The following is a 24,841-nucleotide window of genomic DNA, read 5'->3' on the forward strand; positions in this document are numbered from 1 at the left end:
CGAGCGCCCGCCCAACGCCCGCCGACCGCCCGCCGACCGCCCGCTCACCGATCCCGCTCCGCTGAGGACACACCGTGCTCGACCGGCTCGCCCACGCCCTGCGCACCGTCCACCCCGACCGGCCCGCCGTGCTGCACCACACCCGCACCGGCGCGGCCAGGGTCCGGATCCGCCGCGGCGACCTCGCCGACCTCGCCGACGTCTACGCCGCCGCCCTGCACGCCCGCGGCCTCACCGACGGCGCCACCCTCGGCGTCGCCGTCCGCCCCGGCCCCAGGGCACTCGCCGTGATGCTGGCCGCGCACCGGCTCGGCCTGCGGATCGCCGTCCTCGACCCGGCCGCCGGACCGGACGTCCTCGCCGCCCGCCTCGCCCTCGCCCGGCCCGACCTGGTGCTCGCCGACGCCGCCGCCCAGGCGGTGGCCGGCTGGGCCGGTCCGCTCGCCCGCCGCGCCGACCTCGCCCTGCCCCGGCTGACCTCACTCGGCCCGGTCGCCACCCTCGGCCGCCGGCTGCCCGGCTGCGCGCCCCGGCTGCGGACCGGTGCCACCACCGCTCCCGCGCCCCGCACCGGCGGCCGCGACACCGACGCCGTGATCGTCTTCACCTCCGGCACCACCGCCCGCCCGCGCGCCGTCGTCCACACCCGGGAGGGGCTGGCGGCCGGCCTGCGGACGGTCACCGAACTGGTCGGCCCCCGCCCCGGCACGACCGTGCTCGGCGGCACCTTCTTCGTCCTCGTCCCCTCCCTCGCCGCCGGCGCCACCGTCGCCCTCCCCGCCCGGACGCCCGCCGCACTGGCCCGCCAGCTCACCCGGTCGGCACCGGCCCAGACCTACCTCACCCCACCCCAGCTGCGCGCCGCCCTCCGCTCCGGGGCGCGCTTCCACGGCCGCGTCTGGACCGGCTCCGCGCCCGCCGACGCCGCCCTGCTGCGCCGGGTCAAGGAGGCCGGCGCCGACCAGGCCTGGGGCGTGTACGCGCTCACCGAGCTGTTCCCGGCCGCCGCCGTCGAGGAGGCCGAGAAGAGCGCCTTCACCGGCCCCGGAGACCTCGTCGGCGCACCCCTGCCGGGCGTCCGCACCGACCTCGGCCCGGACGGCGAGCTGCTGCTCACCGGCCCCGGCGCCCGCCACCGCTACCTCGGCGAGGAGCCCGACCCGTGGGTCCGCACCGGCGACCGCGCCGCCCTCGCCGCGGACGGCCGGATCGTGCTCGCCGGACGCCTGAAGGACATGGTGCTGCGGGGCGCCGAGAACATCTACCCCGGCCTGTACGAGCCGGCACTGCACCTGCCCGGCGTCGAACTCGCCGTCCTGGTCGGCGTCCCGCGCGCCGGCGCACCGGGTGACGAACGGCTGGTCGCCCTGGTCCAGCCCCGCCCCGGCACCGACCCGCACGGGCTGCGCACCGCGCTGCAGGGCCCGCTGGACCGGATGGGCTCCGCCCGCCCGGACGCGGTGCTGTTCGGCGAGGTGCCGCTGGCCGGCCGCTCCCGCAAGCCCGACCGGACGGCCGCCTCGGCCTACTGCGCACGGGAGTTGACCGCATGAGGACCGCCTCCACGACGACCACCACCGCCTCCGCCGCGACCACCGCCTCCGCCGCGACCGTCGCCTCCCTCCTGACCGCCGCCTCCTCCCGGGCCGCCCGCCGCCGCGACCGCCGGGTCTACCTGCGCAGCCATCCCGTCCTGTTCGCGCTGCTCTGCGGCACCCGCCGCCGCCCGGTCGTCCGGCTCGGCCGGACCGTCCTGGTGCACGGCACCGACGCCTACCGGGAGGCGCTCACCCGCGTCCCGCTCGACCGCACCGCGCCCGGCACCACCGGCGGAGCCGCCGCCGAACTCACCGACGGCGGGCTGCTCTTCGACCAGGAGGGTGACGAACACCGCTCCGGCCGCCGCGCGTTGGCCGCCGACCTGGCCGGGGGAGCGCTGGACCGGATCCGCCCGCACTGGCAGGCCGTGCTCGCCGAGCGCGTCCCGGACCTCGCCACCGGCTCACTCGAACTCGTCGGCCTCGCAAGGGAGCTGGCCGGCGTGACGGCCGCCGCACTGACCGGCTCCGACGCCGGCCCGCGCACGCTCGCCCGGGCCGCCGCCGAGGCCGCCGCGGCCGCCGCCGGCGACCACCTGCCCGGCCCGCGCCTCCCCGGCCGCCGCGCCGCCGCCACCTCAGCCGCGGCCGAACTCACCGCCCTGCTCCCCGACCCGCTCCACGCCATGCTCACCGTCGCCGCCGTCAACACCACCGTGGCCGCCCTCCCCCGGGCCGCCGCCTGGTGCGCCGACGCCGGCCTCTGGCCCGCCGTGGACGCCGCGACCGCACCCCGGCTGGCCGCCGAACTCCTCCGGCTGACCGCCCCCTCACCGCTGCTCCCCCGGGTGGCCGCCGCCGACGCCACCGTGGCCGGCTGCCCGGTCCGGGCCGGCGACCGGCTGGTCCTGGTCGCCCGGCACGCCGCCCAGGCCCACCGGACCGCCCCCGCCACCACCGCGTCCGCCACCCAGGCGGTATTCGGCGCGGGCCCGCACGCCTGCCCCGGCGCCGGCCTGGCCCGCGCCCAGCTCGCCGACCTCCTGCTCGCCCTCGCCCCCCACCGCCCGGTGGTCGCCCGCGCCCGCGTCGACCGCCGCTCCGCCCTGCCCGGCTACGCGGAGCTCACCGTCCACGCGGGAGCCGGCCGATGCGGATAGCCGTCACCGGCGCCGGCGGCTTCTGCGGCTCGCACGTCGCCCTCGCCGCCGCCGCACTCGGCCTCGACGTGCACTGCTACGGCCGCTCCCCCGGGCCGGTCGGCCGGCACGTCCGCTGGGACGCCACCGTCGAGGAGCCGGACCTGACCGGCGTCGACGTGGTGGTGCACTGCGCGGCAGCCGTCGCCGACCTGCCCCCGGGCTCCCCCGACGAGGCCGGCCAGTACGCCGTCAACGTCACCGGCACCGAACGCCTGATGCGCGCCGCCGCCGGCCGCCCGGTCGTCTGGGTGAGCAGCGCCAGCGTCTACGACCCCCGGATCGGCCGCGAGTCCGTCATGGAGCACCACCCCACCGACGGCGGTCACCTCAACGCGTACGGGCGCACCAAGGCGGCCGGTGAACGGATCGCGCTGGCGGCGGGCGCCGTCGTGCTGCGCCCGCGCGCCGTTTACGGGCCGGGCGACCCGCACCTCGCCCCGCAGCTGCTGGCCCGCGCCCGGCGCGGTCTGCTGCTGCTCCCCGGCGGCGACGTCCGGATCAGCCTCACCGCCGTGCAGAACCTCGCCGACGCCTGCCTGGCCGCACTGGGCCTGACCGGTCGCACCGCCTGGACGCCGGGCGCGTACAACATCGCCGACGGCCGGCACTACCGGCGCGACGACGCCGTCCGCAGGGTACTCGCCGCGCACGGCGTCCGGGCGCGGATCGGCCACGTGCCCGCACCGCTGGCCCGGCTGGCCGCCCGCACCGGGCGTCTCCCCGGTCTGACCCCGTACGCGGTCGACCAGCTCACCCACAGCGTCACCCTCAACCTCTCCCGCGCCCGCACCCAGGGCTGGCAGCCGTTCTGGGACCTCGACACGGTGCTGCTGCTCGACCGGGCCGCCCGCACCGGCGTGCCCGCGAACGACTGACGCCCGCACCCCCGCCGAGGGGGTACGGGCGTCCGAAGGGCCGGTGGCTAGCTCTTGGCGGCCTTCTTCACGAGGATCACGACGGCGGCGGCGATCCCGACCACCACCAGCAGCTTGAAGGCCAGGCTCAGCAGCGCGCCCACCACGCCGAAGACGAATCCGATGACGTTCCAGGCCAGGATCAGCACCAGCACCGGGACGACGATGTTGCGCACCCACGAGGGCAGCGACTTCCAGAACTCAGCCATGTCCGTTCCTTCTCTCCCCTCGGGCCGGCTGCCGTCCGGTGCCGCATCCCGCTTGCTTTCGATACTTCGATCGTACGGGGACGCAAGTGCCGGAACGAGAGCCAACGGCCCGGAGAGAACCCGGAGATCGCCCCTGACCCCGCCCCGGGGGGAAACCCCCGGAATGTGCGCGGGAACACCCCGGAAAGATCTTCGAAACCGGCGGCAACCCACCGGCGGGTCGCACGTCTCTCAGTACACGGACCTCCGGGGGGAGTTCGGAGGTCACTGTCCGAGGGGATTCCCGTCATGCGTGTTCGACCCGCCCTCTCCGTGGCCGTGCTCACGGCCCTGAGCCCGACCGCGCCCGTCGCCGCGGGCGCCGCTCCGGCCGCCGCCCCTCACGCCGCCCCGGCGATGATCCGCCCGGCGGCCCGTTCCCCCGGTGGGGGCGGGCCGCCCGGCGCGGCCGGGTGAATGTTCGCCCGAGCCCCACAACCTTTTCCCCGCCCGTCGGTCTACCCAGGCAGAGACCTCCGGGTCGAGGCCGGAGGCTGTCGTCGCAGGGAGAGTCCGCATGCGCGCAAGACCCGCCACCGCCCTCGCCGTCCTCACCGCACTGGTCCTCACCGGGCCCGCCGTCCTCGCGGCCCCGGCCGCTCTCGCCGCCCCGGCCGTCGTCGCCGCCCCGGCGGACGACTTCACCACCCCGGCCGGCTTCACCGGGATGAGCCCGACCCGGGTACTGGACACCCGGGACGCCCTGTTCATCCCGAACGGCCAGCAGCGGCCGCTCAACCCCGACGAGTACTACACGACCCCGCTCGTCGCGTTCAGCTCGCACATGCCGCCGACCACCTACCCGGTCGTGCCCGCCGACACGACGGCGGTGGTCGTCAACGTCACCGCCACCGACCCGACCGCCGACGGCTACCTCTCGCTCAGCGCGGCCGGCCACCCCGGTACCGTCCCGGCCACCTCAAGCCTCAACTTCACGGCCGGCAAGACGGTGTCGAACCTGGTCACCGTCGCGGTCACCCCGGGCACCAATCCGGCGATCACCGTCTACAACCACGCCGGCACCACCGACGTCGTCCTGGACGTGGTCGGCTACTACCGGCCCGGTGCGGCCGACAAGTACGCGCCCCTGACGCCCTCGCGGCTGGTCGACAGCCGTACCGACGGCGGCCGGCTCGGCTGGGGCGGCGTCCGTTCGGTCCAGGTCGCCAAGCCGGAGCTCGGCACGGCCGACGCCCGCGCGGTGATCCTCAACGTCACCGCCACCGAAGGGACCATGGACAGCTACCTGACGGTCTACCCGACCGGCAGGGAGCGGCCGTACGTGGGCTCGAACGTCAACTTCGCCCCGGGACGGACCGTTGCGAACCAGGTCGTGGTCCCGGTCGGCGCCGACGGGAAGATCGACATCTTCAACCACGTCGGCTCGGTGGACGTCGTCGTCGACCTCGTCGGCTTCTACGGCCCCTCCGGTGCCGGGCTGTTCAGCGCGCTCACCACCCCGGTCCGGGCGTACGACACGCGGAGCTCGACGCCCCTGGAACCCGGCGGCACCCGCACCGTCCCCGTGGTCCAGAACCACCTCATGGGCGCGGCCCTCAACGTGACCGTCACCGAGCCGACCACCGACGGCCACCTCACGGTGTACCCCGCCGCGGCGTCCAGGCCGGACACGTCCAGCCTCAACTTCACCGCCGGCCAGACCGTGGCCAACTCCGTCACCACCAGAACCGACGGCGGACTCGTCAGCATCTACAACAACGACGGCTACACCCACGTGATCGCCGACCTCACCGGCGTCTTCGTCGCGGGCTGACCGCATCCGTGCGTTCCCTCCCCGCGCGCCGCGGGGAGGGAACGAGGTCAGACCGGCCAGGTCTCGCCGCGCCAGGCGGCGTCCCAGAACATCCACTCGTACCGCGAGGTGGTGGTGAAGTGCTCCACCACCCGGCGGCGTTCGGCCGGGGAGATCTCCTCGCCGAGCCGGTCGGTGAGTGCGAGGACCCGGCGCACCACGGACTGGAACGCCTCGTCGCCGTAGGTGGCGATCCACTTGGCGTACAGCGGGTCGGGGGAGCCCTTGGCGAGCAGTTCGCCGCCGACCCTGGCGTAGATCCAGTAGCAGGGCAGCACCGCGCCGACGGCCTCCGCGAAGGAGCCGCCGTAGACGGTGGCCAGCAGATAGCTGGTGTACGCGCGGGTGGTGGGCAGCACCGGCTCGGCGGCGGCCGCCTCGGCGCTGCCGCCGAAGGCGGTCATGAAGTCGGCGTGCATGCCCTGCTCGGCCGCCAGCGCGCCGACCGCGTCGTCGGCGAAGGCCCGCACGTCCTCCTCGCCGGGCGCCTTGGCGGCGCAGACGGCGAGCGCGCGGGCGTAGTCGCGCAGGTAGTGCGAGTCCTGGACGACGAAGTGGCGGAACGCCTCGCGCGGCAGGGTGCCGTCGGTGAGACCGCCGATGAAGGGGTGATCGAGGATCTTGGCGTAGACCGGCTCGATCGCCGCCCAGAGTTCTTCCGTCAGGCTCAGGCTCATACCCCGACCCTAACCGGGCCGCCGCCCCCGGCCGCGGAGCCGTTCAGTCCTCGGGCGGGGAGCCGTTCAGCCCCCGGCCGCGGAGCTGTTCAGTCCTCGGGCGCGGACCCGTTCAGTCCTCGGGCGGGGAGAACACCACCAGCACCCGCAGCTCCTCGGTGATGTGGTGGAACCGGTGCGGCACGCCCGCCGGGACGTAGACCACCGTCCCGCGGGCCACCGTCGTGGTCTCGTCGCCGACGGTCAACTCGGCCCGGCCGCTGATCACCTGGTAGATCTCGTCCTGGGCGTGCGCGGTCTGGGGATCGGTGTCGCCGGGGGAGAGCGCGTAGAGGCCGGCGGACATCCGCGGCTCGCGCAGGAAGCGCAGATAGGCGCCGTCGTTGGCGGCGCGCTCGGCGTCCAGTTCGTCCAGCCGGAACAGCTTCATCGGGGGCGCCTTCCTCGTCCTGGCCCGGGTCCTGGGGCATTCAACACCAAACATGCCGGTCCAGACCTTCCCCCCGCCCGACCGGCCTGCGACGCTGGCCCCATGAAGGGTTTCGTCATCAAGACACTTATCAACGCGGCCGCCATCTGGGTGGCCGCCTGGATCGTCACCGGCATCACGCTGACCGGCGACGACTGGCAGCACAAGACCCTGACGGTGATCGCCGTGGCACTGGTCTTCGGCGTGGTGAACTGGCTCATCAAGCCGGTGGTGAAGCTGTTCTCACTGCCCCTGTTCATCCTCACCCTGGGGCTGATCACCTTCGTCATCAACGCCCTGATGCTCTGGCTGACCTCCTGGGCCTCGGACAAGCTCAACCTGGACTTCCACGTCGACGGCTTCTGGGCCGCGCTGTTCGGCGCGCTGATCATCAGCCTGGTCTCCTGGGGCCTCAACCTCGCGCTCGGCGACGACGACTGAGCCGCCGCCCGTGGCGGCCCGTACGAGCAGCGCCCCGTGCGAAGGGGCCCGCACCCGGTTCTCACCGGGTTCGGGCCCCTTCCGCCGTTCCGGCCGGGCGACCGGTCACCGCTCACACCCTCTGAGGATGTCCGCGAGCTGGGCGTCGAGTTCGCCGCCGGTGAGCTCCTGCCCCATCGGCACCAGCCGGTCGGTGCGGGCCAGGAAGGCGATCAGCGGGGGCGCGGAGGCGCGCAGCACGGCGTCCCCGCCGGGGGAGTGCAGCACGATGCAGACCTCGGAGAGCTCCTCGCCGACCGGGTGGATGTGCACGTCGCCCTCGCCCGCCGGCCCGCTGATCCCGTCGAGCAGCAACTCGCGGGCGAAGACCCAGGTGACCGGCTCGTCGCCGGGCATGTGGAAGGTGCACCGGAGCGCGTACGGGTCGACGGGGTCGTAGCCGACGTCGACCACGATGCGGAAGGAGAGCTCGGGGGAGACCACCAGGTTCATCAGCAGGTGGCCCTGGATCGTGCTGTGCTGCATGGCGCCAGTACCTCTCGTTCTGCCGGGAAGTGCGGGCCCTGGGTCCGCGGGTGGCCCGGCATGTGCAGTTCGCTGACATGGGAGGGAGTGCGGCTGTGCCGGCCGTGCGGCCGATTTGATGGTTTTGCGCCACCTCTCCCCGTTCCGCCCTCATCGTCCATGCCCGGGAACGCGGTGGACAAGGTGTGCTACTTCCGATGGTGCGCGAGGGGGATCGGGGTGGGCGGCCCATGGGGCACGAGGGGGTCAGAGGACGGAGGACGGGTTCATCGCGCCGACGCTGCGGGGCAGTTACCCGGCGACGGCGGCCAACCGGCCGGGCCGGGCGACGGGCGGGGAGACGGCCGTGGGCTGCCGGCCCGTGCGCGACGGTGTCGTGCGGTCTGCGATCTGATCCATGGCCACATCCAGCCCCCAGCCCGAGTCATTGCACAGCAGGGCATGCGGAGTGAGGTGCTCCGATTCGCCCGATAGCGGCTCATTGCAGCACAGGGAGCGCGCGGCTGCAATCACTCTCGCACCGTTCTGTCGGTAAATTCCTTGGAATCAAAGGCAAAAGTTCAGACTTTGCCGATAATTACATGATCTGCATAACGTTCATCTTCACTATCCCAGATCCATCGCCGCCGTGAGCACTCCCCTGACGGACGCACCCGCATGCCCCGGTGTTTCGGCCCCCGCGGCCTGCGGGAGACTCCCGCACAACGCTCCAGCCCCGGAGGTCGCCATGGGCACCCCGCCCCGCCCCGTCGTCAAACGCACCGCGCGGGCGATCCTGCTGGAAGTCGACCCGGACGACCCGCACGGCCCGGCCTCGATCGTGCTGATCAAACGGACCCGGCCCGGCTCCCCGCACCCGTACTGGATCACCCCGGGCGGCGGCGTCGAGGATGGCGACCGCACCGTGGTCGACGCCCTGCACCGCGAGGTGGACGAGGAGCTCGGCGGCAAGGTGGCGGACGTCGTCCCCGCCTTCGTCGACACCGTCAGCCACACCCACCCCCACCCTCCGGGCGGGGGGACCCCCGTCGACGACGGCACCGTGCTCCACCCGCACGGGGTCAAGGTGCAGCACTTCTTCGTCTGCCGGCTCGCCTCGATGGACCTCACCCGGCGGCACGGCCCCGAGGTGGAGGAGCCCAACGGGGAGTACGAGGTGGTCCGGCTGCCCTTCACCCGGGAGGGCGTCACCTCGGTCAACGTCGTCCCGCCCAGCCTGCGCGCCTACCTGGCGGCCAACATCGAGGGCGTCCGCGCGCTGCTCGCGCCCGACCTGGGCTGAGTCCGGCGCGAGGCCCGGGGCGGGCCCGGCCGGCACCCGGCCCGCCGCTCGGCCCGGGCCCTCCCCGGGCCGAGCCCACCGGTCAGCCCGCTGCGAGGTCCCCCACCAGGTCGTGCCGGATCCGGTCCGCCGTCACCCCGGCCCGCAGCAGCACGCCGACCCCGCGCCGGACCATCGCGGCCGGCCCGCTGAGGTACGCGTCCCGGCCGGCCCACGGTCCGAACCGGCCGACCACCTCGGGCAGTTCACCGGTCAGCACCCCGCTGCCCGAGGCGCCGGGTCCGGACAGCACCGGTCGCACCGAGAGCCACGGGTGGCGCCCGGCCAGCTCGCGCAGCGCCTCCAGCTCGTACAACTCCCCGGCCTGCCGGGCGCCGTAGAAGACCTCCACCGAACGGCCGGCCGCGCCGTGCGCGGCCACCTCCTCCACCAGCGCCCGGATCGGCGCGATGCCGGTGCCGCCGCCCAGACAGAGCAGGTCCGCGCCGGCCGCGTGGTCGACGGTCATCGCGCCGGCCGCCGGGCCCAGCCGCAGGACGTCCCCGGGCGCGGCCCGGTGGACGAGCGCGTTGCTCACCCAGCCCGCCTGGACGGCCTTCACGTGGAAGGTCAGCAGGCCGTCCGGCCGGGGCGCGGAGGCGAACGAGAAGTGCCGCCAGACCCTCGGCCACCAGGGCGTCTCCAGGCCGGCGTACTGCCCGGCGCGGTACGGATAGGCCTGGTCGGGGCGGACGGTGAGCACCGCGACGTCCCGGGTGCGGAGCTCGTGGGCGACCACCTCGCCCTGCCACCACGGCGGCGAGGTGCGGGCGGCCTCCTCGGCGGCGTCGATCATGATCGAGGAGACCAGCCGGTACACCCGGCGCCAGGCCAGCTCGGTCTCGCCGTCCCAGCGGCTGCCCGCGTACCGGGCCAGCGCCTGCACCAGGCACTCGCCCACCGGGCCGTAGTGGCCGGTCAGCGTCCCGTACCGGCGGTGGCCGCGGCCGAGCGCGCTCAGGTAGGTGCGCAGGCCCTCCGGGTCACCGGCGCTGCGGGCGGCCATCAGCAGGGCGCGGAAGAGGCGGTCCCGCTGGACGTCCATGGCGGCGGGGAAGAGCGCGCGGATCTCGGGGTGGTGCAGGAAGATCAGCGCGTAGAAGTGCGCGGTGGCCCGGTCGGCGACCGGCTCGACCACCGCCAGGCTGGTCCGGATCAGCTCGATGTCCAGGGCGGTGGGCGGCTGTTCGGCGGCGGTGCGGAGGTCGGGCGCCCGCGCGGCGACCTGCGCCGGGCGGGCGTCACCGAGGGTCTGCAGTGCCCGGGCCCGGCTCATCGGGGTCCCCTCGGCCGGAGGCTGGGGGAGGTCGCCCTGACCGGCCCAGTTGAGGCCGGGCGCGTGGGCGAACAGCGGCTCGACCACGGGGGCGGGCGGCCCGGCGGGCGTGGACGGCGCCGGAACGGCGGGCGGCCGGGCCGGCGGGTCGGGGATCGGCAGGGCGGCGGCCACCGGTGCGAGGACGGCGGCCGGCGCCGCCACCGGCGGCAGGTCCGGCGGGTCCAGCGGCATCGGCGGGAGCACCATCGTGGCGTCCGCCCCGACGCCGGGAGCGGCCACCGGCGTGACGGCCGGAGCCGCGACGCCCGGAGCGCCCAGCGACGCGAGGTCCGCCACGGGCTCCGGCACGCTGTCCGGCATGACGTCGGGCAGGGCGCCCGGCGCGGCGCCGGGCGCGAGGCCCGGCATCCCGGGTACGGCCGCAACGCCCGCCGAACCGTGCCCGCTACGGACCAGAAATGTTCTGCGGGACTTCACCGCAGCGTTTCGAGTACCCAAGAGAATCGTTTCGCCTCCGGCCGGCCTGCGCCACCACCTGGCTTGTCTCTGCTGACGCCCAGGCAGCGTGGCACGCCCGAAGTGCTCATCCGACAAATCGCGCGAAGCCCGGACACCCGCCCTCCGCACGCGCTACGCTCACTCGATCTGTGGTCGCCTTGCGTGGCGGCGCGGCCACGCAAGGCGATCACCCGCAGGTCACAGCTGTCGCAGCAGCATCCCCGGCTGCTCCACGCAGTCGGCCACGAACCGCAGGAACCCGCCCGCCGTGCCGCCGTCGCAGACCCGGTGGTCGAAGGTGAACGACAGCTGCGTCACCTCGCGCACCGCCAACTCGCCCTGGTGGACCCAGGGTTTGGCGACGATCCGGCCGACGCCGAGCATCGCCGCCTCGGGGTGGTTGAGGATCGGGGTCGAACCGTCCACGCCGAACACGCCGTAGTTGTTCAACGTGAACGTCCCACCGGTGAGTTCGGCCGGCGTCAGCGAGCCGACACGGGCCGCCTCGGTCAACCGGCCGAGCTCGGAGCCGAGTTGCTCGGTGGAGAGCTGCTGGGCGTCCCGCACCACGGGGACGACCAGGCCGCGCTCGCCCTGCGCGGCGAAGCCCAGGTGCACCGCCGAGTGCCGCAGGATGCCCGAACCATCCTCCGTCACACTGGAGTTGAGCTCGGGGAAGCGCGCCAGCGCGACCGTGCAGATCCGGGCCAGCAGCGCCAGGACGCTCACCTTCGGCCCCGGGGTGGCGTTCAACTGCCGCCGCAGTGCCATCAGTCCGGTGGCGTCCGCGTCGACCCAGCAGGTGGCCGCGGGGATCTCGCGGTGGCTGCGGGTGAGCTTCTCGGCCACCGCCCGGCGCAGTCCGCGCAGCGGGACGACACCGTCCGCGGCCGCCGCCGGGGCCGTGGAGCCCGGCGCGGCGGCCGGAGCGGGCAGCGACTTCGCCGCGGCCGCCCGTTCGACGTCCGCACGCATGATCAGCCCGTCCGGGCCGCTGCCGGTGAGCGCCGCCAGGTCGATCCCGTGCTCCCGGGCCGCCCGCCGCACCAGCGGCGAGATCACCGGCACGACCACCGGAGCCAGGGCAGCCACCGGGGCCACGGGAGCCGCCGGAGCGGCCACAGCCACGGCAACGGGAGCCGTCGGCACCCCCACCCGCCGCCGGCGGCCGCCCCGGTCCGGCTCGGCGACGCCGTACCCGACCAGCGGCCGCTCCACCTCCGCGGCGACCGGCCGTCCGGCCGCCCCGAGGCCCTCCGCGGGCCCCTCCGCAGGCGCCACCGCGACCGTCACCAGCGGCGCGCCGACCGCCACCTCCTCGCCCGGCTCTCCGTACCGGGCGGTGACCACCCCGCCGTACGGGCAGGGCACCTCGACCACGGCCTTGGCGGTCTCCACCTCCACGACCGGCTGGTCGACCGCGATGACGTCGCCGACCTCGACCATCCAGCGGACCACCTCCGCCCCGGTGAGTCCCTCACCGAGGTCGGGCAGGGTGAACTCGCGCACGACGGGCATCATCCTCAGTCCTCCCACTGCAGCCGGGCGACCGCGTCCAGGATCCGGTCCACCCCGGGCAGGTGGTGGTGCTCCAGCATCGGCGGCGGGTACGGGATGTCGAAGCCGGTGACCCGCAGCACCGGTGCGGCCAGGTGGTGGAAGCAGCGCTCGGTGACCCGGGCGGCGATCTCCGCGCCGGTGCCGCCGAAGCCGCTCGCCTCGTGCACCACGACGGCGCGGCCGAGCGAGCGGACCACCCGGCAGACCGTCTCGTCGTCGAACGGCACCAGGGTCCGCAGGTCCAGCACCGCGAGGTCCCAGCCCTCGGCCTTCGCCGCCTCGGCCGCCTCCAGGCAGACCGGCAGCGAGGGCCCGTAGGTGATCAGCACCGCGGACGTCCCGGTCCGCCGCAGCACCGCCCGGCCGATCGGCTCGACCGGCGCCGACGGGTCGAACCCGGCCTTGCCCCAGTAGAGCCGCTTGGGCTCCAGGAAGACCACCGGGTCGTCGGAGGCGATCGACGCCCGCAGCAGGCCGTACGCGTCGGCCACCGTGGCCGGGGTGACCACGTGCAGGCCGGGGGTTGCGGTGTAGTACGCCTCGGAGGCGTCGCTGTGGTGCTCGACGCCGCCGATCCCGCCGCCGTACGGGATCCGGACGGTGATCGGCAGCGGGAGCTTGCCGGCCGTACGGTTGCGCATCTTGGCGACGTGCGAGAAGAGCTGCTCCAGCGCCGGGTAGGCGAAGGCGTCGAACTGCATCTCCACCACCGGGCGCAGCCCGTACATCGCCATGCCGATCGCGGTGCCGAGGATGCCCGCCTCGGCCAGCGGGGTGTCCAGACAGCGGTCCGGTCCGAACTCGGCGGTCAGCCCGTCGGTGATCCGGAAGACGCCGCCGAGCGCGCCGACGTCCTCGCCGAGCACGTGCACGGACGGGTCCTCGCGCAGGGAGTCGCGCAGCGCCGCGTTGAGCGCCTGCGCCATGGTGGCCGTGCGCGGGGCGTCGGAGGAGTGCCGCGCGGCGGCCCCGCCGAGGGTGGGGGCGGGCGTCGGGTGGGCGGTCTGGTTCATCGGTCGTGCACCTCGGCCTCGGCGGCCAGCTCGGCGGACAACTGGGCGGCCTGCTCCCGCAGTTGCGGGGTGGGCTCGGCGTAGACGTGGGAGAACAGGGCCATCGGGTCCAGCTCGGCGTCGGTGTGGAACTCGGCCCGCATCCGGGCCGCCAGCGCCTCCGCCTCGTCGGCCGCCTCCTGCACCAGGGAGTCGTCCAGGACGCCGAGTCCGCGCAGGTGGCGTTCCATCAGCAGGATCGGGTCGTGCTCCCGCCAGGCGGTCACCTCGGTGTCGTCCCGGTAGCGGGTGGCGTCGTCGGCGTTGGTGTGCGCCTCGATCCGGTAGGTGAGCGCCTCGACCAGGGTCGGGCCGCCGCCGGTCCGGGCCCGCTCGACCGCCTCGGCGAGCACGCTGTGCACCGCGGGCGCGTCGTTGCCGTCCACCAGCCGGCCCGGCATGCCGTAGCCGACGGCCTTGTGGGCCAGGCTGGGCGCGGCCGACTGCGCGGTGAGCGGGACGGAGATCGCGTACCCGTTGTTCTGCACCAGGAAGACGACGGGCGCCCGGAGCACCGCGGCGAAGTTCAGCGCCTCGTGGAAGTCGCCCTCGCTGGTGCCGCCGTCGCCGAGCAGCGCCAGCGCGACCACCGGCTCGCCGGCGAGCCTCGCGGCGTGCGCCAGCCCGACGGCGTGCGGGGCCTGGGTGGCCAGCGGCGTGCAGAGCGGGGCGGTGCGGGTGGCGCGCGGGTCGTAGCCGGTGTGGGCGTTGCCGCGCAGCAGGGTGAGCGCCTCCAGCGGGTCGACCCCGCGGGAGACCACCGCGAGGGTGTCGCGGTAGCTGGGGAAGAGCCAGTCGCGCTCGCCGAGCGCCAGCGCGGCGGCGACCTGGCAGGCCTCCTGGCCGGTGGAGGCCGGGTAGACGGCGAGCCGGCCCTGCTTGGTCAGGGTGGTGGCCTGCTGGTTGTAGCGGCGGCCGACCACCAGGCGGCGGTAGAGCTCGCGCAGCAGTGCGGGGTCGTACTTCTCCAGCTCGGGAGTGCCGAGCACGCGGACCGGCGAGGCGTCCGGGAGCAGGGGTGCCGGGTCGGTGCGCGGGGCGGTCGCCCCGGGCAGCCAGCCGGGCACCGCCGTGTGGTGTCTGTGGTCGAGAACGGTCATCTCGGGCACCTCCAGGGGTGGCGGGGGCTCCCTACCGATTGTTCGGTCGTCTGTTCATCTTGACCAGAAGCGTGACAAGGTGCTGGACAATCGGCCCGGGTGGCGGTCGACTGGTGGCATTGCGTCCAATCAGCAGGGGTGGGGGGTCATGTCGACTGAACAGACGTCCAGGCTCGACCGTGTCGACCGGGCGATCCTGCGGCTGCTGCAGCAGGACGGTCGCGCCTCGATCCGCTCGGTGGCCGAGCGGGTGCACGTGTCCCGGGCGAATGCGTACGCCCGGATATCCAGGATGGTCGAGGACGGCGTCATCCGCGGCTTCACCGCCCGCGTCGACCACGAAAAGGCAGGTCAGGGCGCATCCGCGTACGTCACCCTGAAGATCGTGCAGAACTCCTGGCGGACGGTCCGCGAGCAGCTGCTGGCGCTGCCCGGGGTCGCGCACATCGCACTGGTCGGCGGGGACTTCGACGTGCTGCTGCTGGTGCACACCGCCGACAACCACGCCCTGCGGGAGCTGGTGCTGGGCAGCATCCAGTCCATCCCACAGGTGCTCGGCACCCGCACGATGCTGGTCTTCGAGGAAACGGACCAGGTCCCCCCGGACTAGACCAAGGACTGGACCCGCCCTGACCTGGACGAACGGCTCGGAGGGCGGCCCTGTGGACGGGCCGCTGCATACCGGACCCCAGCTGATCGACTCGACAGCGCGCTGATCATAATCACACTGGTCCTCACCCGCCGCAGAGCCAGGCCAACCCAGCGCCCGGTCTCCGCGAAGCCGACAGGTGGGGGCCTTCAACCCCTGGTCCTAGCCACAGGAGAACCGCCCCGTGCGTCCACTTCGCACCACAGGGCTGCTGACCGCAGGCCTCGTCACCGTTCTCGGCCTTCCCACCGTCGCGTTCGCCGAAGCCGCCCCCAGCACGCTCCGGGTCGACAACACCGACCCCGCCAGGTGCTCGGACTCCGGTCGGGGCACCACGGCCCTGCCGTTCTGCACCGTCGGCGCCGCCGCGGCGGTCGCCACCCCCGGCCAGACCGTCGAGGTCGCCGGCTCGCGCGGGTACTCCGGGGAGCAGCTGCTGCTCAACCGCTCCGGCGAGCAGGGCCTGCCCATCACCTTCCGCGGGGTCGCCACGGGCTCGGCCACCACGCTCGGGACGCTCAGGCTCTCCGCGGTGCACGACGTCGTGATCGAGTCCTTCCGCACCTCCGGGGTCGAGGTCGCGAACTCCGCGCGGGTCACCGTCCGGAACCTGGTCGACGGCGACCTCAAGGTCACCGGCAGCGGCGAGGGCGTGACGCTCTCCGGCAACGAGGCGCGGACCGTCTCGGTGGAGAACGCCGCCGGCGCCACGCTCGTTCGTAACAGCGTGAACGGGATCCGGGTCATCGACGCCCCGCACACCGTCATCACCAACAACACCGTCGTGGACGGCTGCACCGCCGGTATCGAACTCGCCGGCGACTCCTCGCAGTCCGGCCTCTACAACAACCTGGTGCGCAACCACTTCACCCCCGCCGCGCCGTACCAGTGCGCCAACCCCGACGGCGCCGAGATCGTGGTCTCGACCGCCTCGGCCGAGGGCACCCGCGCCGCGTACAACACCGTCGCCCCGTACTGGACCAACTTCTCCGCCGGCACCGCGTACTCCTGGGCCGGCACCCGCCACCAGACCCCCGAGGCGCTCGCCGCCGCGACCGGCGGCCAGGCCGGCGGCCACGACGCCGTGGTCGCGAAGTGGCTCGACGGCAACGCCCTCAACAGCGAGGTGACCGACTCCGCCGACGCCACCGCGCCGGGCTTCCTCCCGGCCGCCTTCCCGGCCGACGACCCGAACGTGCCGAACACCGGCACCGGCGCCGGCTACCACGACCGCGGCGCGAGCGAGCGCCATGAGGAGATCACCTCCGCGTCGCTGGCGGCCGACCTCCAGCGCGCCCCGTACGGCACCGAGATCACGCTGACGGCGACCACCAACCGCACCACCCACTGGCCGACCTCGGCGATGAGCTACCGCTACGACTTCGGCGACGGCAGCGCCGTGGTCACCTCGTCCGAGCCCAGTGTGAAGCACACCTACACCCGCGCCGGCGACTTCGCGGCGACCATCGCCGTCGGCACCGGTGACGGGCGCATGTTCACCGGCTACGGCACGCAGGTCAAGGCCACCACCCCCGGCCCGCTGAAGGCGTACGCCACCGTCAGGGCGAACATCCCGGATCAGTTCGACACATCCGACACCCCGCCGCTGGGCGTGAAGGTCGACCCGTCCGGCACCACCTCGCCCTGGGCCGTCACCAAGGTCGTGGTGGACTACGGCGACGGCACTGTCGAGTCCAAGAACAACCTGGACGTCTTCCTGCACGGCTACGCCTCCCCCGGCGACTACACGGTGCAGGTGACGGTCACCGACAGCACCGGGCAGAGCAACACCGCCGCGTACCCCTTCAAGGCCGCCTACGCCCCGTCGAGCTTCCTGCGCACCGACCCGTATCGGCTGTTGGACACCCGCCAGGGCGTGAACCAGACCGTCGAGGGCGGCCGGGAGAACGGCCTCACCATCCCGACCGGCACTGCACCCGGTGCGAACGGCGCTCCCGGCACCATCTCCTCCGTCGTCCTCAACGTCACCGTCACCGAGGCCACCGAGGACACCCACCTGATCGTCTGGCCCACCGGGCAACCCCGCCCGAAGACCTCGAACGTCAACGTGGCGGCCGGGCGGACCTCCTCCAACCTGGTGACCGTGCCGGTCGGCGAGGCCCACCGGATCAGCACCTACCTCAACGCCGGCCGGGCCCACCTGATCGTCGACGTGGTCGGCTTCTACCGCCCGGGCGGCGGCCTGCTGTTCACCCAGCTCACGCCCGCCCGCCTCGCCGACACCCGGGCGACCAGCAAGCTCGGCGCCGGCGAGATCCGCCCGGTGAAGGTCGCCGGCGCCGGCGGCATCCCCGCCAACGCCACCTCCGTCGTGCTCAACCTGACCAGCACCGACACCAGCGCGGACACCCACCTGTCGGTCTACGCCACCGACCGCAGCCGCCCGGTCAGCTCGAACCTCAACCCCGAGCCCGGCAAGGACAAGTCCAACCAGGTCATCGTCCCGGTCGGCGCCGACGGAAGCATCAACGTCTACAACCACACCGGGTCCACCCACGTGATCCTGGACGTCTTCGGCTACTACGCCGCAGACGGCAGGAGCAGGTTCACCCCGACCGTCCCGATCCGGCTGACCGACACCCGGTCGAACCCGCTCGCCAAGCCCGGGCCGGACGGCACCACCGTCGTCCCCGGCATCCCGGCCGGGGCCACCGCCGCCGTCCTCAACGTCACGGCCACCAACACGACCGAGGACAGCTACCTGACCGTCCATGCCGACGGCAGCCCGCGGCCGGGCACCAGCAACCTCAACCTGCTGCGCGGCGCCACCGTGCCCAACCACGTCACCACGCCGGTCAGTGCCGACGGCAAGGTCGCCATCTACAACCACGTCGGCAGCACCGACCTGATCGCCGACCTCTTCGGCTACTTCACCCCCGCCTGGCCCGCCTCCTGACGCGCCCCGCGAATCCTGCCGGGCGCCCACCGTGGCGCCCGGCAGGACCGCCCGGCACGCCTACCGCGCCCGCAGCCCGTCGAAGGCCAGGTGGACCACCGCGTCGGCGACGCCGTCGGCCGCCCTGAGGCCCGGCCGGTACCACTCCACGATCGAGTTGATCATGCCGAAGAGCAGCCGGGTGGCCAGCCGGGGCTCGACGTCCGCCCGCAGCGCACCGTCCGCGACGGCCGCCCGCAGCAGCTCGGCGACCTGGTGGTCGAACTCCCGGCGCCGCTCCAGCGCCCACTGCTCGGTCGCCGTGTTGCCGCGCACCCGCAGCAGCAGGGTGACGTACGGCAGCTCGGCCAGCAGCACCTCAGCGGTCCGCCGCACCACGTGCTCCAGCCGCTCCACCGCCGGGCCGCCGACCGCACCCGGCTCGGCGAGGATGCCGAACAGCCCGTCCAGCGCCCGCCCGACGGCGAGCCGGAGCAGCTCCTCCTTGCCGCGCACGTGGTGGTAGATCGAGGACTTGGAGATGCCCGCCGCCCGGGACAGGTCCTCCATCGAGGTGCCGTCGTATCCACGCTCGTTGAAGACGTCGACGGTCACCGCGAGCAGCGACTCCACGGTGTAGGCGGTGCGCGTGGTGTGATCGGCCATCCTCCGAGTATCCCCGCCCCCGCTGCGCCGAACGTGATCGGGTCGGGTGGTCCGCACCGGCTCCCGGTTGGTCCGCACCGACTCCGCGGCCGCACGTTCTAGACTCGGCGGACGATCGTCCAAGGCCAGCAGGGTGGGGTCCAGTCTGATGAGCGAGCGCAGCGAGCGAACCATCGAGAGGTGCGCGTTTCGCGAAGCGACCGCCGAGCGCGCGAGGTGGGACGCATGAGCGAGCGCAGCGAGCGAACCATCGAGAGGTGCGCGTTTTGCGAAGCGACCGCCGAGCGCAGCGACGTGGGACGCATGAGCGGGCGCAGCGAGGTAGGGGCATGAGCGCAATACCGGCAGTCGCCTCCGACGTTCCCGAGCAGCGCAGCGACGAACCGGGATCCGCACCGGACTCAGGCCTCCGCGAGCGCGCCCGTGCCCTGGCCCTCCGGTTCGGGCCGGCCGTCTGGTGTTACGCCGTGCTCAAGCTGCTCGGCTTCACCGTCTTCATGAAGCTGTTGTCGTTCTCCGGCGACTACCTCAAGAAGCACCCCCGGTTCGGCGGCGGCGCCAACCCCTGGGACGTCCTGGCCAGCTGGGACGGCTGGTGGTACCAGCAGATCGCCCAGTTCGGGTACCACCCGGCCCTGGTCCCGGTCCCCGGCGGCCTCCCCGGCTTCACCATCGAGCAGAACTCGGCGGCCTTCTTCCCGCTCTACCCGGGGCTGATGCGGCTGGTCTCGGACGGCACCGGGCTCGGGCTGTACGGCGCCGGGATGCTGGTCTCGGTGGTGGCCTCGTTGTTCGCCGCCGCCGGCATCTACGCGGTGGTGGACAAGCTGGCCGGTCCGCGGGCCGGCGTGATCGCGGCCGGGCTCTGGGCGATCGCCCCGGGCTCCGGCGCCGAGTGGGCGCTCTACTCCGACTCCCTGTTCGTCGCGCTGGCCGCCTGGGCCTGCTACTGCGTGATGACCAAGCAGTGGATCGCCGCCGGCGTGATCACCCTGGTCGCCGGACTCAACCGGCCGACGTCCGCGGCGCTGATCGGCGCCGTCGGCCTGGCCGCGCTGGTCGAGCTGTACCGGCGGGAGAGCGGCGTCGCCCGCCCGCTGACCGCGATGCTGCTGGCCCCGATCGGCCTGCTCGGCTACGTCGGCTGGGTCGGCTGGCGGACGGACGACTGGGGCGGCTACTTCAAGCTCCAGCACGATGCCTGGCTGCACTACTTCGACTTCGGCCACGGCACCTTCGAGGCGATCCGCGGCGTGCTGCTGGGCCGGTCGGACTACCCGTTCGCCTGGCCGGTGACCGACCTGCTGGCCACCCTGATCGTGCTGACGCTGCCGGTGCTGATCGTACTGCTGGTCCGGCTCCGCCCGCCGCTGGTGCTGACCGCGTACACCCTGGCCACGATCGTCTCGGTGCTCGGCAGCCTGGGCATCTTCGGCAACACCTCGCGGTACCTGCTGCCGGCGTTCCCGCTGCTCATCGCGCTGGCGGTGGCGATGCGCAAGCTCAGCTGGCCGGTGCTGGCCGCGGTGCTCGGCACCGGCGCGCTCGCCTCCGGCTGGTACGGCGGGTACGTGATCTTCGAGCTGGGCATTCCGTAGGCCGCGGGCTCAAGACTCCTGCGGGGGCGCGTCCACTCCGGACGCGCCCCCGTCTGCGTCCGGCAGCCGGCCCGCGCCGGGGTCGGGCCGCGCCTGCGAACTCCGGTCGGACGGACCCTCTTGAGCCGACCGATCGTTCGGTTACTCTGTGACGTGTCCCGTCCTCCCCTCTGAGGAGCGCACACCATGTCCGCAGCGGTCACCCACCCCCTCGTCGCCGAGCTCGCCGAACGCCACCAGGCCACCCTGGACGCCGCGCTCGCCGCCGCCGCGAAGCGCGACTACTGGTCGCCCTACCCCGAGTTCCCGAAGGCCTACGGCGAGAGCGGGGCCGCGGACGGCAAGGCCGCCTTCGAGGCCCTGCTGAACAACCCGTTCTCCCTCGATCAGCACCCCGCCGACGGCGACCTGGTCGGCGGCGAGGCCTCCCCGTACGGCGTCGAGCTGGGCATCGGCTACCCACACGCCGAGCCGGACGCGCTGATCGCCGCGCTGACCGCCGCCCGGCCCGGCTGGGCCGCCGCCACCCCGCTCGACCGCGCCGTCGTCTGCCTGGAGATCCTGGCCCGGATCAACGCCCGCTCGCACGAGTTCGCGCACGCGGTGATGCACACCACCGGCCAGGCGTACGGCATGGCCTTCCAGGCCGGCGGCCCGCACGCCCAGGACCGCGGCCTGGAGGCGGTCGCCTACGCGTACGCCGAGCAGACCCGGCTGCCGCGGCAGGCCGGCTGGTCCAAGCCGCAGGGCAAGCGCGACCCGCTGGTCATGACCAAGGAGTTCACCGTCGTCCCGCGCGGTCTCGCGCTGCTGATCGGCTGCAACACCTTCCCCACCTGGAACGGCTTCCCCGGCCTGTTCGCCTCGCTGGCCACCGGCAACCCGGTGCTGGTCAAGCCGCACCCGCGCGCCATGCTGCCGCTCGCCCTGACCGTGAAGATCGCCCGCGAGGTGCTCGCCGAGGCCGGGTTCGACCCCAACCTGGTCTGCCTGGCCGCCGAGCACGAGGGCGGCACCGTCGCCCAGACGCTCGCCGTCCGCCCCGAGATCAGGCTGATCGACTACACCGGCTCCACCGCCTTCGGCGACTGGCTGGAGGAGAACGCCCGGCAGGCCGAGGTCTACACCGAGAAGGCGGGCGTCAACACCGTCGTCGTCGACTCCACCGACGACTACCGGGGCATGCTGAACAACCTGGCCTTCTCGCTCTCGCTCTACAGCGGCCAGATGTGCACCACCCCGCAGAACCTGCTGATCCCGCGCACCGGCATCGACACCGACCAGGGCGCCAAGTCCTACGACGAGGTGGTGACCGACCTCGCCGCCGCCATCGAGGGCCTGCTCTCCGACGACGCCCGCGCCGCCGCCCTCCTCGGCGCCGTGGTCAACCCCGGCGTGCTCCAGCGCACGGTCGCCGCGGCCGGCGGCGAGTACGGCGAACTCGCCCTCGCCCCGCGGGTGGTGACCTCGCCCGAGTTCCCCGCCGCGACCGTCCGCACCCCGGCGCTGATCAAGCTGGACGCCGACAAGCCGGACGACCGGGCGGTCTTCCGGAGCGAGTGCTTCGGCCCGGTCTCCTTCGCCGTCGCGGTCGAATCCACCGCCGCCGCGGTGGAGTTGATGCGTGACACGGTCCGCACCCAGGGTGCGATGACCGCCTCCGGCTACACCACCTCGCCCGAGGTGGAGTCGGCCCTGGTCGAGGCCGCGCTCGACTCCGGCGTCTCGCTCTCGCTCAACCTCACCGGCGGCGTGTACGCCAACCAGACCGCCGCCTTCTCCGACCTGCACGGCACCGGCGCCAACCCGGCCGCCAACTCCGCCTACTGCGACGGCGCGTTCGTCGCCAACCGGTTCCGCACCGTGGAGGTCCGGCGCCACAGCTGAGTCACCCCCTCCGGGCCCCGGCGGCACGACGCCGGGGCCCGGAGATTCACAGCCCCACCCCGGGCAGCGATGATGGAGCCGGGAGAACGCCGCCGACCGCGGCCAACCATCGTCCGATCACGGGGAGCTGACACATGACAGCCAAGCAGACCGTCACCGACGTCCTGATCGTCGGCGCCGGACCGACCGGGCTGCTGCTGGCCGGGGACCTGGCCACCGCCGGCGTCCGGGTCACCGTCCTGGAGAAGCGCGGCAGCGAATCGAACCTCACCCGGGCCTTCGCCGTGCACGCCCGCACCCTCGAAATGCTGGACGCCCGCGGCCTGGCCGACGAGCTGATCGCCACCGGCGTCCCGCTCGGCTCGCTGCGGCTCTTCGACCGGCTCCGGGTCGACCTCGGCAGCCTGCCGACCCGGTTCCCGTTCGTCCTGATCACCCCGCAGTCGAACACCGAACGGCTGCTCCAGGAGCGCGCGCTGAAGGCCGGCGCGACCATCCTGCGCGGCGCCGAGGTCACCGGGCTGCGCCAGGACGCCGAGGGCGTCACGATCGAAACGCTCCCCCACCCTCCGGGCGGGGGGACCGCCACGGACGGCGCCACCGTCACCCACCGGGCCCGCTACGCCGTCGGCACCGACGGCGTCCACTCCACCGTCCGCGACCTGCTCGGCATCCCCTTCCCCGGCGAGTCCGTGGTCAACTCCGTGGTGCTGGCCGACGTCCGGCTGGAGCGCGCCCCCGACGAGGTGATCACCGTCGGCGCCACCGAGGACGGCTTCGCCTTCCTGGCCCCGTTCGGTGACGGCTGGTACCGGGTGATCGCCTGGGACCGGCACGACCAGCACCCCGACGGCACCCCGCCCTCGCTCGAGCGGATCGCCGAGATCACCCGCGACACCCTCGGCGAGGACTACGGCCTGCACGACGCCCGGTGGTCGTCCACCTTCCACAGCGACGAGCGTCAGGCCCCCAACTACCGCTCCGGCCGGGTCTTCCTGGCCGGCGACGCCGCCCACTGCCACTCCCCGGCCGGCGGCCAGGGCATGAACACCGGCCTCCAGGACGCCGCCAACCTCTCCTGGAAGCTCACCGCCGCCGTCCAGGGCTGGGCCACCGACGCCCTGCTCGACACCTACCAGACCGAGCGGCACCCGGTCGGCAAGATGGTGCTGCGCAGCTCCGGCGCACTGGTCAGGCTCGCCCTCGCGCACTCCGCGCCCACCCGCGCCCTGCGCGGCGCCCTCACCACCGTCGCCGAGCACCTCGACGTGGTGGCCGAGCGCGGCGCGAAGATGGTCTCCGGCATCGGCATCAAGTACGCCGCGCCCAAGGACGCCCACCCGCTGGTCGGCCGGCGCGTCCCGGACCTTCGGCTCACCGGCCTGGAGCAGCCCCAGGAGGGCGGGCCGGCCGCGCCCGAACGGCTCTACGAGGCGCTCCGCGCGGGGAAGTTCGTGCTGGTCAGCAATGACGAACTGTCCGCCGCGGACCCGTGGGCGGACCACGTGGTCACCGCCGCCCCGGCCGACCCGCACGGCAAGCTGCGGGACACCGTCCTGCTGATCCGCCCCGACGGCTACGCCGCCTGGGCCGCCGTCGACCCGGGCCGCGGCGAGCTCCGCACCGCCCTCGCCCAGTGGCTCGGCGCCCCCGCCGACGCCTGACCCCCGCCCCGCGGGCGTAAGGGCGCCCCCGCCCCTACGCCCGCACCCGGGCCGCGCGTCCTCCCGGCCTTCTCAGGCCTTCACCTTCTCGTAGTGCCGCGCCGCCTTCGCCCGGTTCCCGCACACCGCCATCGAGCACCACCGCCGCCGCCCGTTCTGCGACGTGTCGAAGAAGTGCAGGATGCAGGCCTCGTGCGCGCACTTCTTGATCCGGTGCGCCCCCTGGCCGAGCAGGCCGAGCAGGTCGTCCGCCGCCAGCCAGGCCGCCAGCCACTCCGGGCGGTCCACCTCGACGTTCTCGGCCGGCCCCTGCGGCCCGAGCTCCCTCCGCAGCCGCCCGTGCCGCAGCACCTCGTTCAGCCCGGCCACCGCCTCCGCCCCCGGCGCACCGTGTTCGTCGAGGTCGCGGACGACCGCCGCCAGCGCCTCGCGCGCCTCCCGCAGGGCGGCGAGCCCGGCGTCCCCGGCCGGGCAGCGCGCGGCGAGTCCGGCGGAGGCGAGCCAGATCCCGAGGCCGTCCGGTCCGGCCAGCAGGTCGTTGACCGGCGTGCCCCTCCAGCGGGTGTTCAGCAGGTCCAGCGAGAGCGGCTCGCCGATCAGCGGGCGCGGGTCCCGCGGGTCTGCTTTCCGGTCCGTCATCGGTTCTCCCTCGGTCGCGCCCGGTACCCGATTCTACGTCCGGCCCGGTCTGTCCCGAATTCGTCCGGCCGGAATCGGTCCGCTCGGAATCCGGGACCGAGCGGGGGTCGAACCGGAATTCCCGCCATTAACTGTATGGAGCCGTCTCCATTCGGTTCTCCACAGTTGACTGTTTTTTAGCAACGGATTGCTTGACCATAAGCCA

General features: G+C 73.9%; 22 protein-coding genes. 12 read left to right on the plus strand and 10 right to left on the minus strand.

What is annotated here, in order from left to right:
• Window positions 1-74: 74 nt before the first annotated feature.
• The 3 genes from ACZ5WK_RS21765 to ACZ5WK_RS21775 are packed head-to-tail and all read left to right on the plus strand — an operon-like array spanning window position 75 to window position 3,615.
• On the plus strand, window positions 75-1,553 hold the full coding sequence (locus ACZ5WK_RS21765; RefSeq protein WP_465549093.1) for a class I adenylate-forming enzyme family protein: 1,479 nt from the start codon (window positions 75-77) through the stop codon (window positions 1,551-1,553).
• Window positions 1,550-2,698 (plus strand): cytochrome P450 family protein, encoded by a 1,149-nt coding sequence (locus ACZ5WK_RS21770; protein ID WP_465549095.1) that lies wholly within the window; start codon window positions 1,550-1,552, stop codon window positions 2,696-2,698. Before ACZ5WK_RS21765 ends, ACZ5WK_RS21770 begins: the two co-directional genes overlap by 4 nt.
• Window positions 2,689-3,615 carry an NAD-dependent epimerase/dehydratase family protein gene (locus ACZ5WK_RS21775; protein ID WP_465549097.1) on the plus strand — a complete coding sequence of 309 codons (927 nt, stop codon included), beginning with the start codon at window positions 2,689-2,691 and terminating at the stop codon, window positions 3,613-3,615. Before ACZ5WK_RS21770 ends, ACZ5WK_RS21775 begins: the two co-directional genes overlap by 10 nt.
• 47 nt (window positions 3,616-3,662) lie before the next feature.
• On the opposite strand, the gene ACZ5WK_RS21780 is transcribed toward ACZ5WK_RS21775, so the two are convergent.
• Window positions 3,663-3,863, minus strand: a complete 201-nt coding sequence (locus ACZ5WK_RS21780) for a DUF5326 family protein (RefSeq protein ID WP_396322933.1) — start codon at window positions 3,861-3,863, stop codon at window positions 3,663-3,665.
• 288 nt (window positions 3,864-4,151) lie between these two features.
• Here ACZ5WK_RS21780 and ACZ5WK_RS21785 point away from each other — a divergent pair, with 288 nt between their 5' ends.
• Both ACZ5WK_RS21785 and ACZ5WK_RS21790 read left to right on the plus strand, forming a co-directional pair.
• Window positions 4,152-4,319 (plus strand): hypothetical protein, encoded by a 168-nt coding sequence (locus ACZ5WK_RS21785; RefSeq protein ID WP_465549099.1) that lies wholly within the window; start codon window positions 4,152-4,154, stop codon window positions 4,317-4,319.
• 100 nt (window positions 4,320-4,419) lie between these two features.
• Entirely contained in the window at window positions 4,420-5,676 is a 1,257-nt protein-coding gene (locus ACZ5WK_RS21790) for a hypothetical protein (RefSeq protein ID WP_465549101.1), read from the plus strand.
• A 47-nt stretch (window positions 5,677-5,723) separates the two neighbouring features.
• On the opposite strand, the gene tenA is transcribed toward ACZ5WK_RS21790, so the two are convergent.
• Both tenA and ACZ5WK_RS21800 read right to left on the minus strand, forming a co-directional pair.
• Window positions 5,724-6,392 (minus strand): thiaminase II, encoded by a 669-nt coding sequence (gene tenA, locus ACZ5WK_RS21795; protein WP_396322936.1) that lies wholly within the window; start codon window positions 6,390-6,392, stop codon window positions 5,724-5,726.
• Between the two features lie 112 nt (window positions 6,393-6,504).
• A complete protein-coding gene (locus ACZ5WK_RS21800) occupies window positions 6,505-6,822 on the minus strand; it encodes a cupin domain-containing protein (protein ID WP_396322937.1) in 318 nt (105 codons plus the stop codon).
• Between the two features lie 102 nt (window positions 6,823-6,924).
• Here ACZ5WK_RS21800 and ACZ5WK_RS21805 point away from each other — a divergent pair, with 102 nt between their 5' ends.
• Window positions 6,925-7,302: a phage holin family protein gene (locus ACZ5WK_RS21805; RefSeq protein WP_396322938.1), complete on the plus strand. Its 378-nt coding sequence runs from the start codon at window positions 6,925-6,927 to the stop codon at window positions 7,300-7,302.
• A gap of 105 nt (window positions 7,303-7,407) precedes the next feature.
• On the opposite strand, the gene ACZ5WK_RS21810 is transcribed toward ACZ5WK_RS21805, so the two are convergent.
• Window positions 7,408-7,827, minus strand: a complete 420-nt coding sequence (locus ACZ5WK_RS21810; RefSeq protein WP_465549104.1) for an SsgA family sporulation/cell division regulator — start codon at window positions 7,825-7,827, stop codon at window positions 7,408-7,410.
• A 727-nt stretch (window positions 7,828-8,554) separates the two neighbouring features.
• Between ACZ5WK_RS21810 and ACZ5WK_RS21815 the strand changes: the two genes are divergently transcribed.
• Window positions 8,555-9,109 carry an NUDIX domain-containing protein gene (locus ACZ5WK_RS21815; RefSeq protein WP_465549106.1) on the plus strand — a complete coding sequence of 185 codons (555 nt, stop codon included), beginning with the start codon at window positions 8,555-8,557 and terminating at the stop codon, window positions 9,107-9,109.
• An 82-nt stretch (window positions 9,110-9,191) separates the two neighbouring features.
• Here ACZ5WK_RS21815 and ACZ5WK_RS21820 read toward each other — a convergent pair whose 3' ends face one another.
• The 4 genes from ACZ5WK_RS21820 to pdhA form a co-directional block, all read right to left on the minus strand.
• Window positions 9,192-10,835, minus strand: a complete 1,644-nt coding sequence (locus ACZ5WK_RS21820) for a globin domain-containing protein (RefSeq protein WP_465549108.1) — start codon at window positions 10,833-10,835, stop codon at window positions 9,192-9,194.
• A 288-nt stretch (window positions 10,836-11,123) separates the two neighbouring features.
• Window positions 11,124-12,443 carry a dihydrolipoamide acetyltransferase family protein gene (locus ACZ5WK_RS21825; protein ID WP_465549205.1) on the minus strand — a complete coding sequence of 440 codons (1,320 nt, stop codon included), beginning with the start codon at window positions 12,441-12,443 and terminating at the stop codon, window positions 11,124-11,126.
• Between the two features lie 5 nt (window positions 12,444-12,448).
• Window positions 12,449-13,411, minus strand: a complete 963-nt coding sequence (locus tag ACZ5WK_RS21830) for an alpha-ketoacid dehydrogenase subunit beta (protein ID WP_465549207.1) — start codon at window positions 13,409-13,411, stop codon at window positions 12,449-12,451.
• An 83-nt stretch (window positions 13,412-13,494) separates the two neighbouring features.
• The gene (gene pdhA / locus ACZ5WK_RS21835) at window positions 13,495-14,637 is read right to left on the minus strand and encodes a pyruvate dehydrogenase (acetyl-transferring) E1 component subunit alpha (protein ID WP_396322943.1); all 1,143 of its coding nucleotides are present in this window, start codon (window positions 14,635-14,637) and stop codon (window positions 13,495-13,497) included.
• A gap of 148 nt (window positions 14,638-14,785) precedes the next feature.
• Between pdhA and ACZ5WK_RS21840 the strand changes: the two genes are divergently transcribed.
• Together ACZ5WK_RS21840 and ACZ5WK_RS21845 are read left to right on the plus strand one after the other, a co-directional pair.
• On the plus strand, window positions 14,786-15,247 hold the full coding sequence (locus tag ACZ5WK_RS21840) for an Lrp/AsnC family transcriptional regulator (protein ID WP_396322944.1): 462 nt from the start codon (window positions 14,786-14,788) through the stop codon (window positions 15,245-15,247).
• A gap of 223 nt (window positions 15,248-15,470) precedes the next feature.
• Window positions 15,471-18,203: a right-handed parallel beta-helix repeat-containing protein gene (locus ACZ5WK_RS21845; protein WP_465549111.1), complete on the plus strand. Its 2,733-nt coding sequence runs from the start codon at window positions 15,471-15,473 to the stop codon at window positions 18,201-18,203.
• A 60-nt stretch (window positions 18,204-18,263) separates the two neighbouring features.
• Here the strand turns inward: ACZ5WK_RS21845 and ACZ5WK_RS21850 are convergent, their stop codons facing one another.
• Window positions 18,264-18,848 carry a TetR/AcrR family transcriptional regulator gene (locus ACZ5WK_RS21850; protein ID WP_465549113.1) on the minus strand — a complete coding sequence of 195 codons (585 nt, stop codon included), beginning with the start codon at window positions 18,846-18,848 and terminating at the stop codon, window positions 18,264-18,266.
• Window positions 18,849-19,177: 329 nt separating this feature from the next.
• Between ACZ5WK_RS21850 and ACZ5WK_RS21855 the strand changes: the two genes are divergently transcribed.
• The 3 genes from ACZ5WK_RS21855 to ACZ5WK_RS21865 all read left to right on the plus strand — a co-directional run bounded on the left by ACZ5WK_RS21855 (window position 19,178) and on the right by ACZ5WK_RS21865 (window position 23,997).
• Window positions 19,178-20,446, plus strand: coding sequence for a hypothetical protein (locus ACZ5WK_RS21855; RefSeq protein WP_465549115.1), 1,269 nt, complete (start codon window positions 19,178-19,180; stop codon window positions 20,444-20,446).
• Window positions 20,447-20,632: 186 nt separating this feature from the next.
• Window positions 20,633-22,333, plus strand: a complete 1,701-nt coding sequence (gene paaN / locus ACZ5WK_RS21860) for a phenylacetic acid degradation protein PaaN (RefSeq protein WP_465549117.1) — start codon at window positions 20,633-20,635, stop codon at window positions 22,331-22,333.
• Between the two features lie 134 nt (window positions 22,334-22,467).
• The gene (locus tag ACZ5WK_RS21865) at window positions 22,468-23,997 is read left to right on the plus strand and encodes an FAD-dependent monooxygenase (RefSeq protein ID WP_465549119.1); all 1,530 of its coding nucleotides are present in this window, start codon (window positions 22,468-22,470) and stop codon (window positions 23,995-23,997) included.
• 72 nt (window positions 23,998-24,069) lie between these two features.
• Here the strand turns inward: ACZ5WK_RS21865 and ACZ5WK_RS21870 are convergent, their stop codons facing one another.
• Complete coding sequence (locus ACZ5WK_RS21870) at window positions 24,070-24,636, minus strand: CGNR zinc finger domain-containing protein (RefSeq protein ID WP_465549121.1); 567 nt, start codon at window positions 24,634-24,636, stop codon at window positions 24,070-24,072.
• Window positions 24,637-24,841 lie beyond the last annotated feature (205 nt).

This window comes from Kitasatospora sp. NPDC032757 (genome assembly GCF_055579305.1).

Bases quoted from the DNA above. Each gene is read 5' to 3' on its own strand.
- ACZ5WK_RS21780 (WP_396322933.1), bottom strand. From the start codon at position 3,863: ATGGCTGAGTTCTGGAAGTCGCTGCCCTCGTGGGTGCGCAACATCGTC.
- ACZ5WK_RS21850 (WP_465549113.1), bottom strand. From the start codon at position 18,848: ATGGCCGATCACACCACGCGCACCGCCTACACCGTGGAGTCGCTGCTC.
- ACZ5WK_RS21820 (WP_465549108.1), bottom strand. From the start codon at position 10,835: ATGCCGGGCCTCGCGCCCGGCGCCGCGCCGGGCGCCCTGCCCGACGTC.
- ACZ5WK_RS21840 (WP_396322944.1), top strand. From the start codon at position 14,786: ATGTCGACTGAACAGACGTCCAGGCTCGACCGTGTCGACCGGGCGATC.
- ACZ5WK_RS21810 (WP_465549104.1), bottom strand. From the start codon at position 7,827: ATGCAGCACAGCACGATCCAGGGCCACCTGCTGATGAACCTGGTGGTC.
- pdhA (WP_396322943.1), bottom strand. From the start codon at position 14,637: ATGACCGTTCTCGACCACAGACACCACACGGCGGTGCCCGGCTGGCTG.
- ACZ5WK_RS21775 (WP_465549097.1), top strand. From the start codon at position 2,689: ATGCGGATAGCCGTCACCGGCGCCGGCGGCTTCTGCGGCTCGCACGTC.
- ACZ5WK_RS21770 (WP_465549095.1), top strand. From the start codon at position 1,550: ATGAGGACCGCCTCCACGACGACCACCACCGCCTCCGCCGCGACCACC.
- ACZ5WK_RS21800 (WP_396322937.1), bottom strand. From the start codon at position 6,822: ATGAAGCTGTTCCGGCTGGACGAACTGGACGCCGAGCGCGCCGCCAAC.
- ACZ5WK_RS21870 (WP_465549121.1), bottom strand. From the start codon at position 24,636: ATGACGGACCGGAAAGCAGACCCGCGGGACCCGCGCCCGCTGATCGGC.
- ACZ5WK_RS21825 (WP_465549205.1), bottom strand. From the start codon at position 12,443: ATGCCCGTCGTGCGCGAGTTCACCCTGCCCGACCTCGGTGAGGGACTC.
- ACZ5WK_RS21805 (WP_396322938.1), top strand. From the start codon at position 6,925: ATGAAGGGTTTCGTCATCAAGACACTTATCAACGCGGCCGCCATCTGG.
- paaN (WP_465549117.1), top strand. From the start codon at position 20,633: ATGTCCGCAGCGGTCACCCACCCCCTCGTCGCCGAGCTCGCCGAACGC.
- ACZ5WK_RS21815 (WP_465549106.1), top strand. From the start codon at position 8,555: ATGGGCACCCCGCCCCGCCCCGTCGTCAAACGCACCGCGCGGGCGATC.
- ACZ5WK_RS21855 (WP_465549115.1), top strand. From the start codon at position 19,178: ATGAGCGCAATACCGGCAGTCGCCTCCGACGTTCCCGAGCAGCGCAGC.
- ACZ5WK_RS21830 (WP_465549207.1), bottom strand. From the start codon at position 13,411: ATGGCGCAGGCGCTCAACGCGGCGCTGCGCGACTCCCTGCGCGAGGAC.
- ACZ5WK_RS21790 (WP_465549101.1), top strand. From the start codon at position 4,420: ATGCGCGCAAGACCCGCCACCGCCCTCGCCGTCCTCACCGCACTGGTC.
- ACZ5WK_RS21865 (WP_465549119.1), top strand. From the start codon at position 22,468: ATGACAGCCAAGCAGACCGTCACCGACGTCCTGATCGTCGGCGCCGGA.
- tenA (WP_396322936.1), bottom strand. From the start codon at position 6,392: ATGAGCCTGAGCCTGACGGAAGAACTCTGGGCGGCGATCGAGCCGGTC.
- ACZ5WK_RS21785 (WP_465549099.1), top strand. From the start codon at position 4,152: ATGCGTGTTCGACCCGCCCTCTCCGTGGCCGTGCTCACGGCCCTGAGC.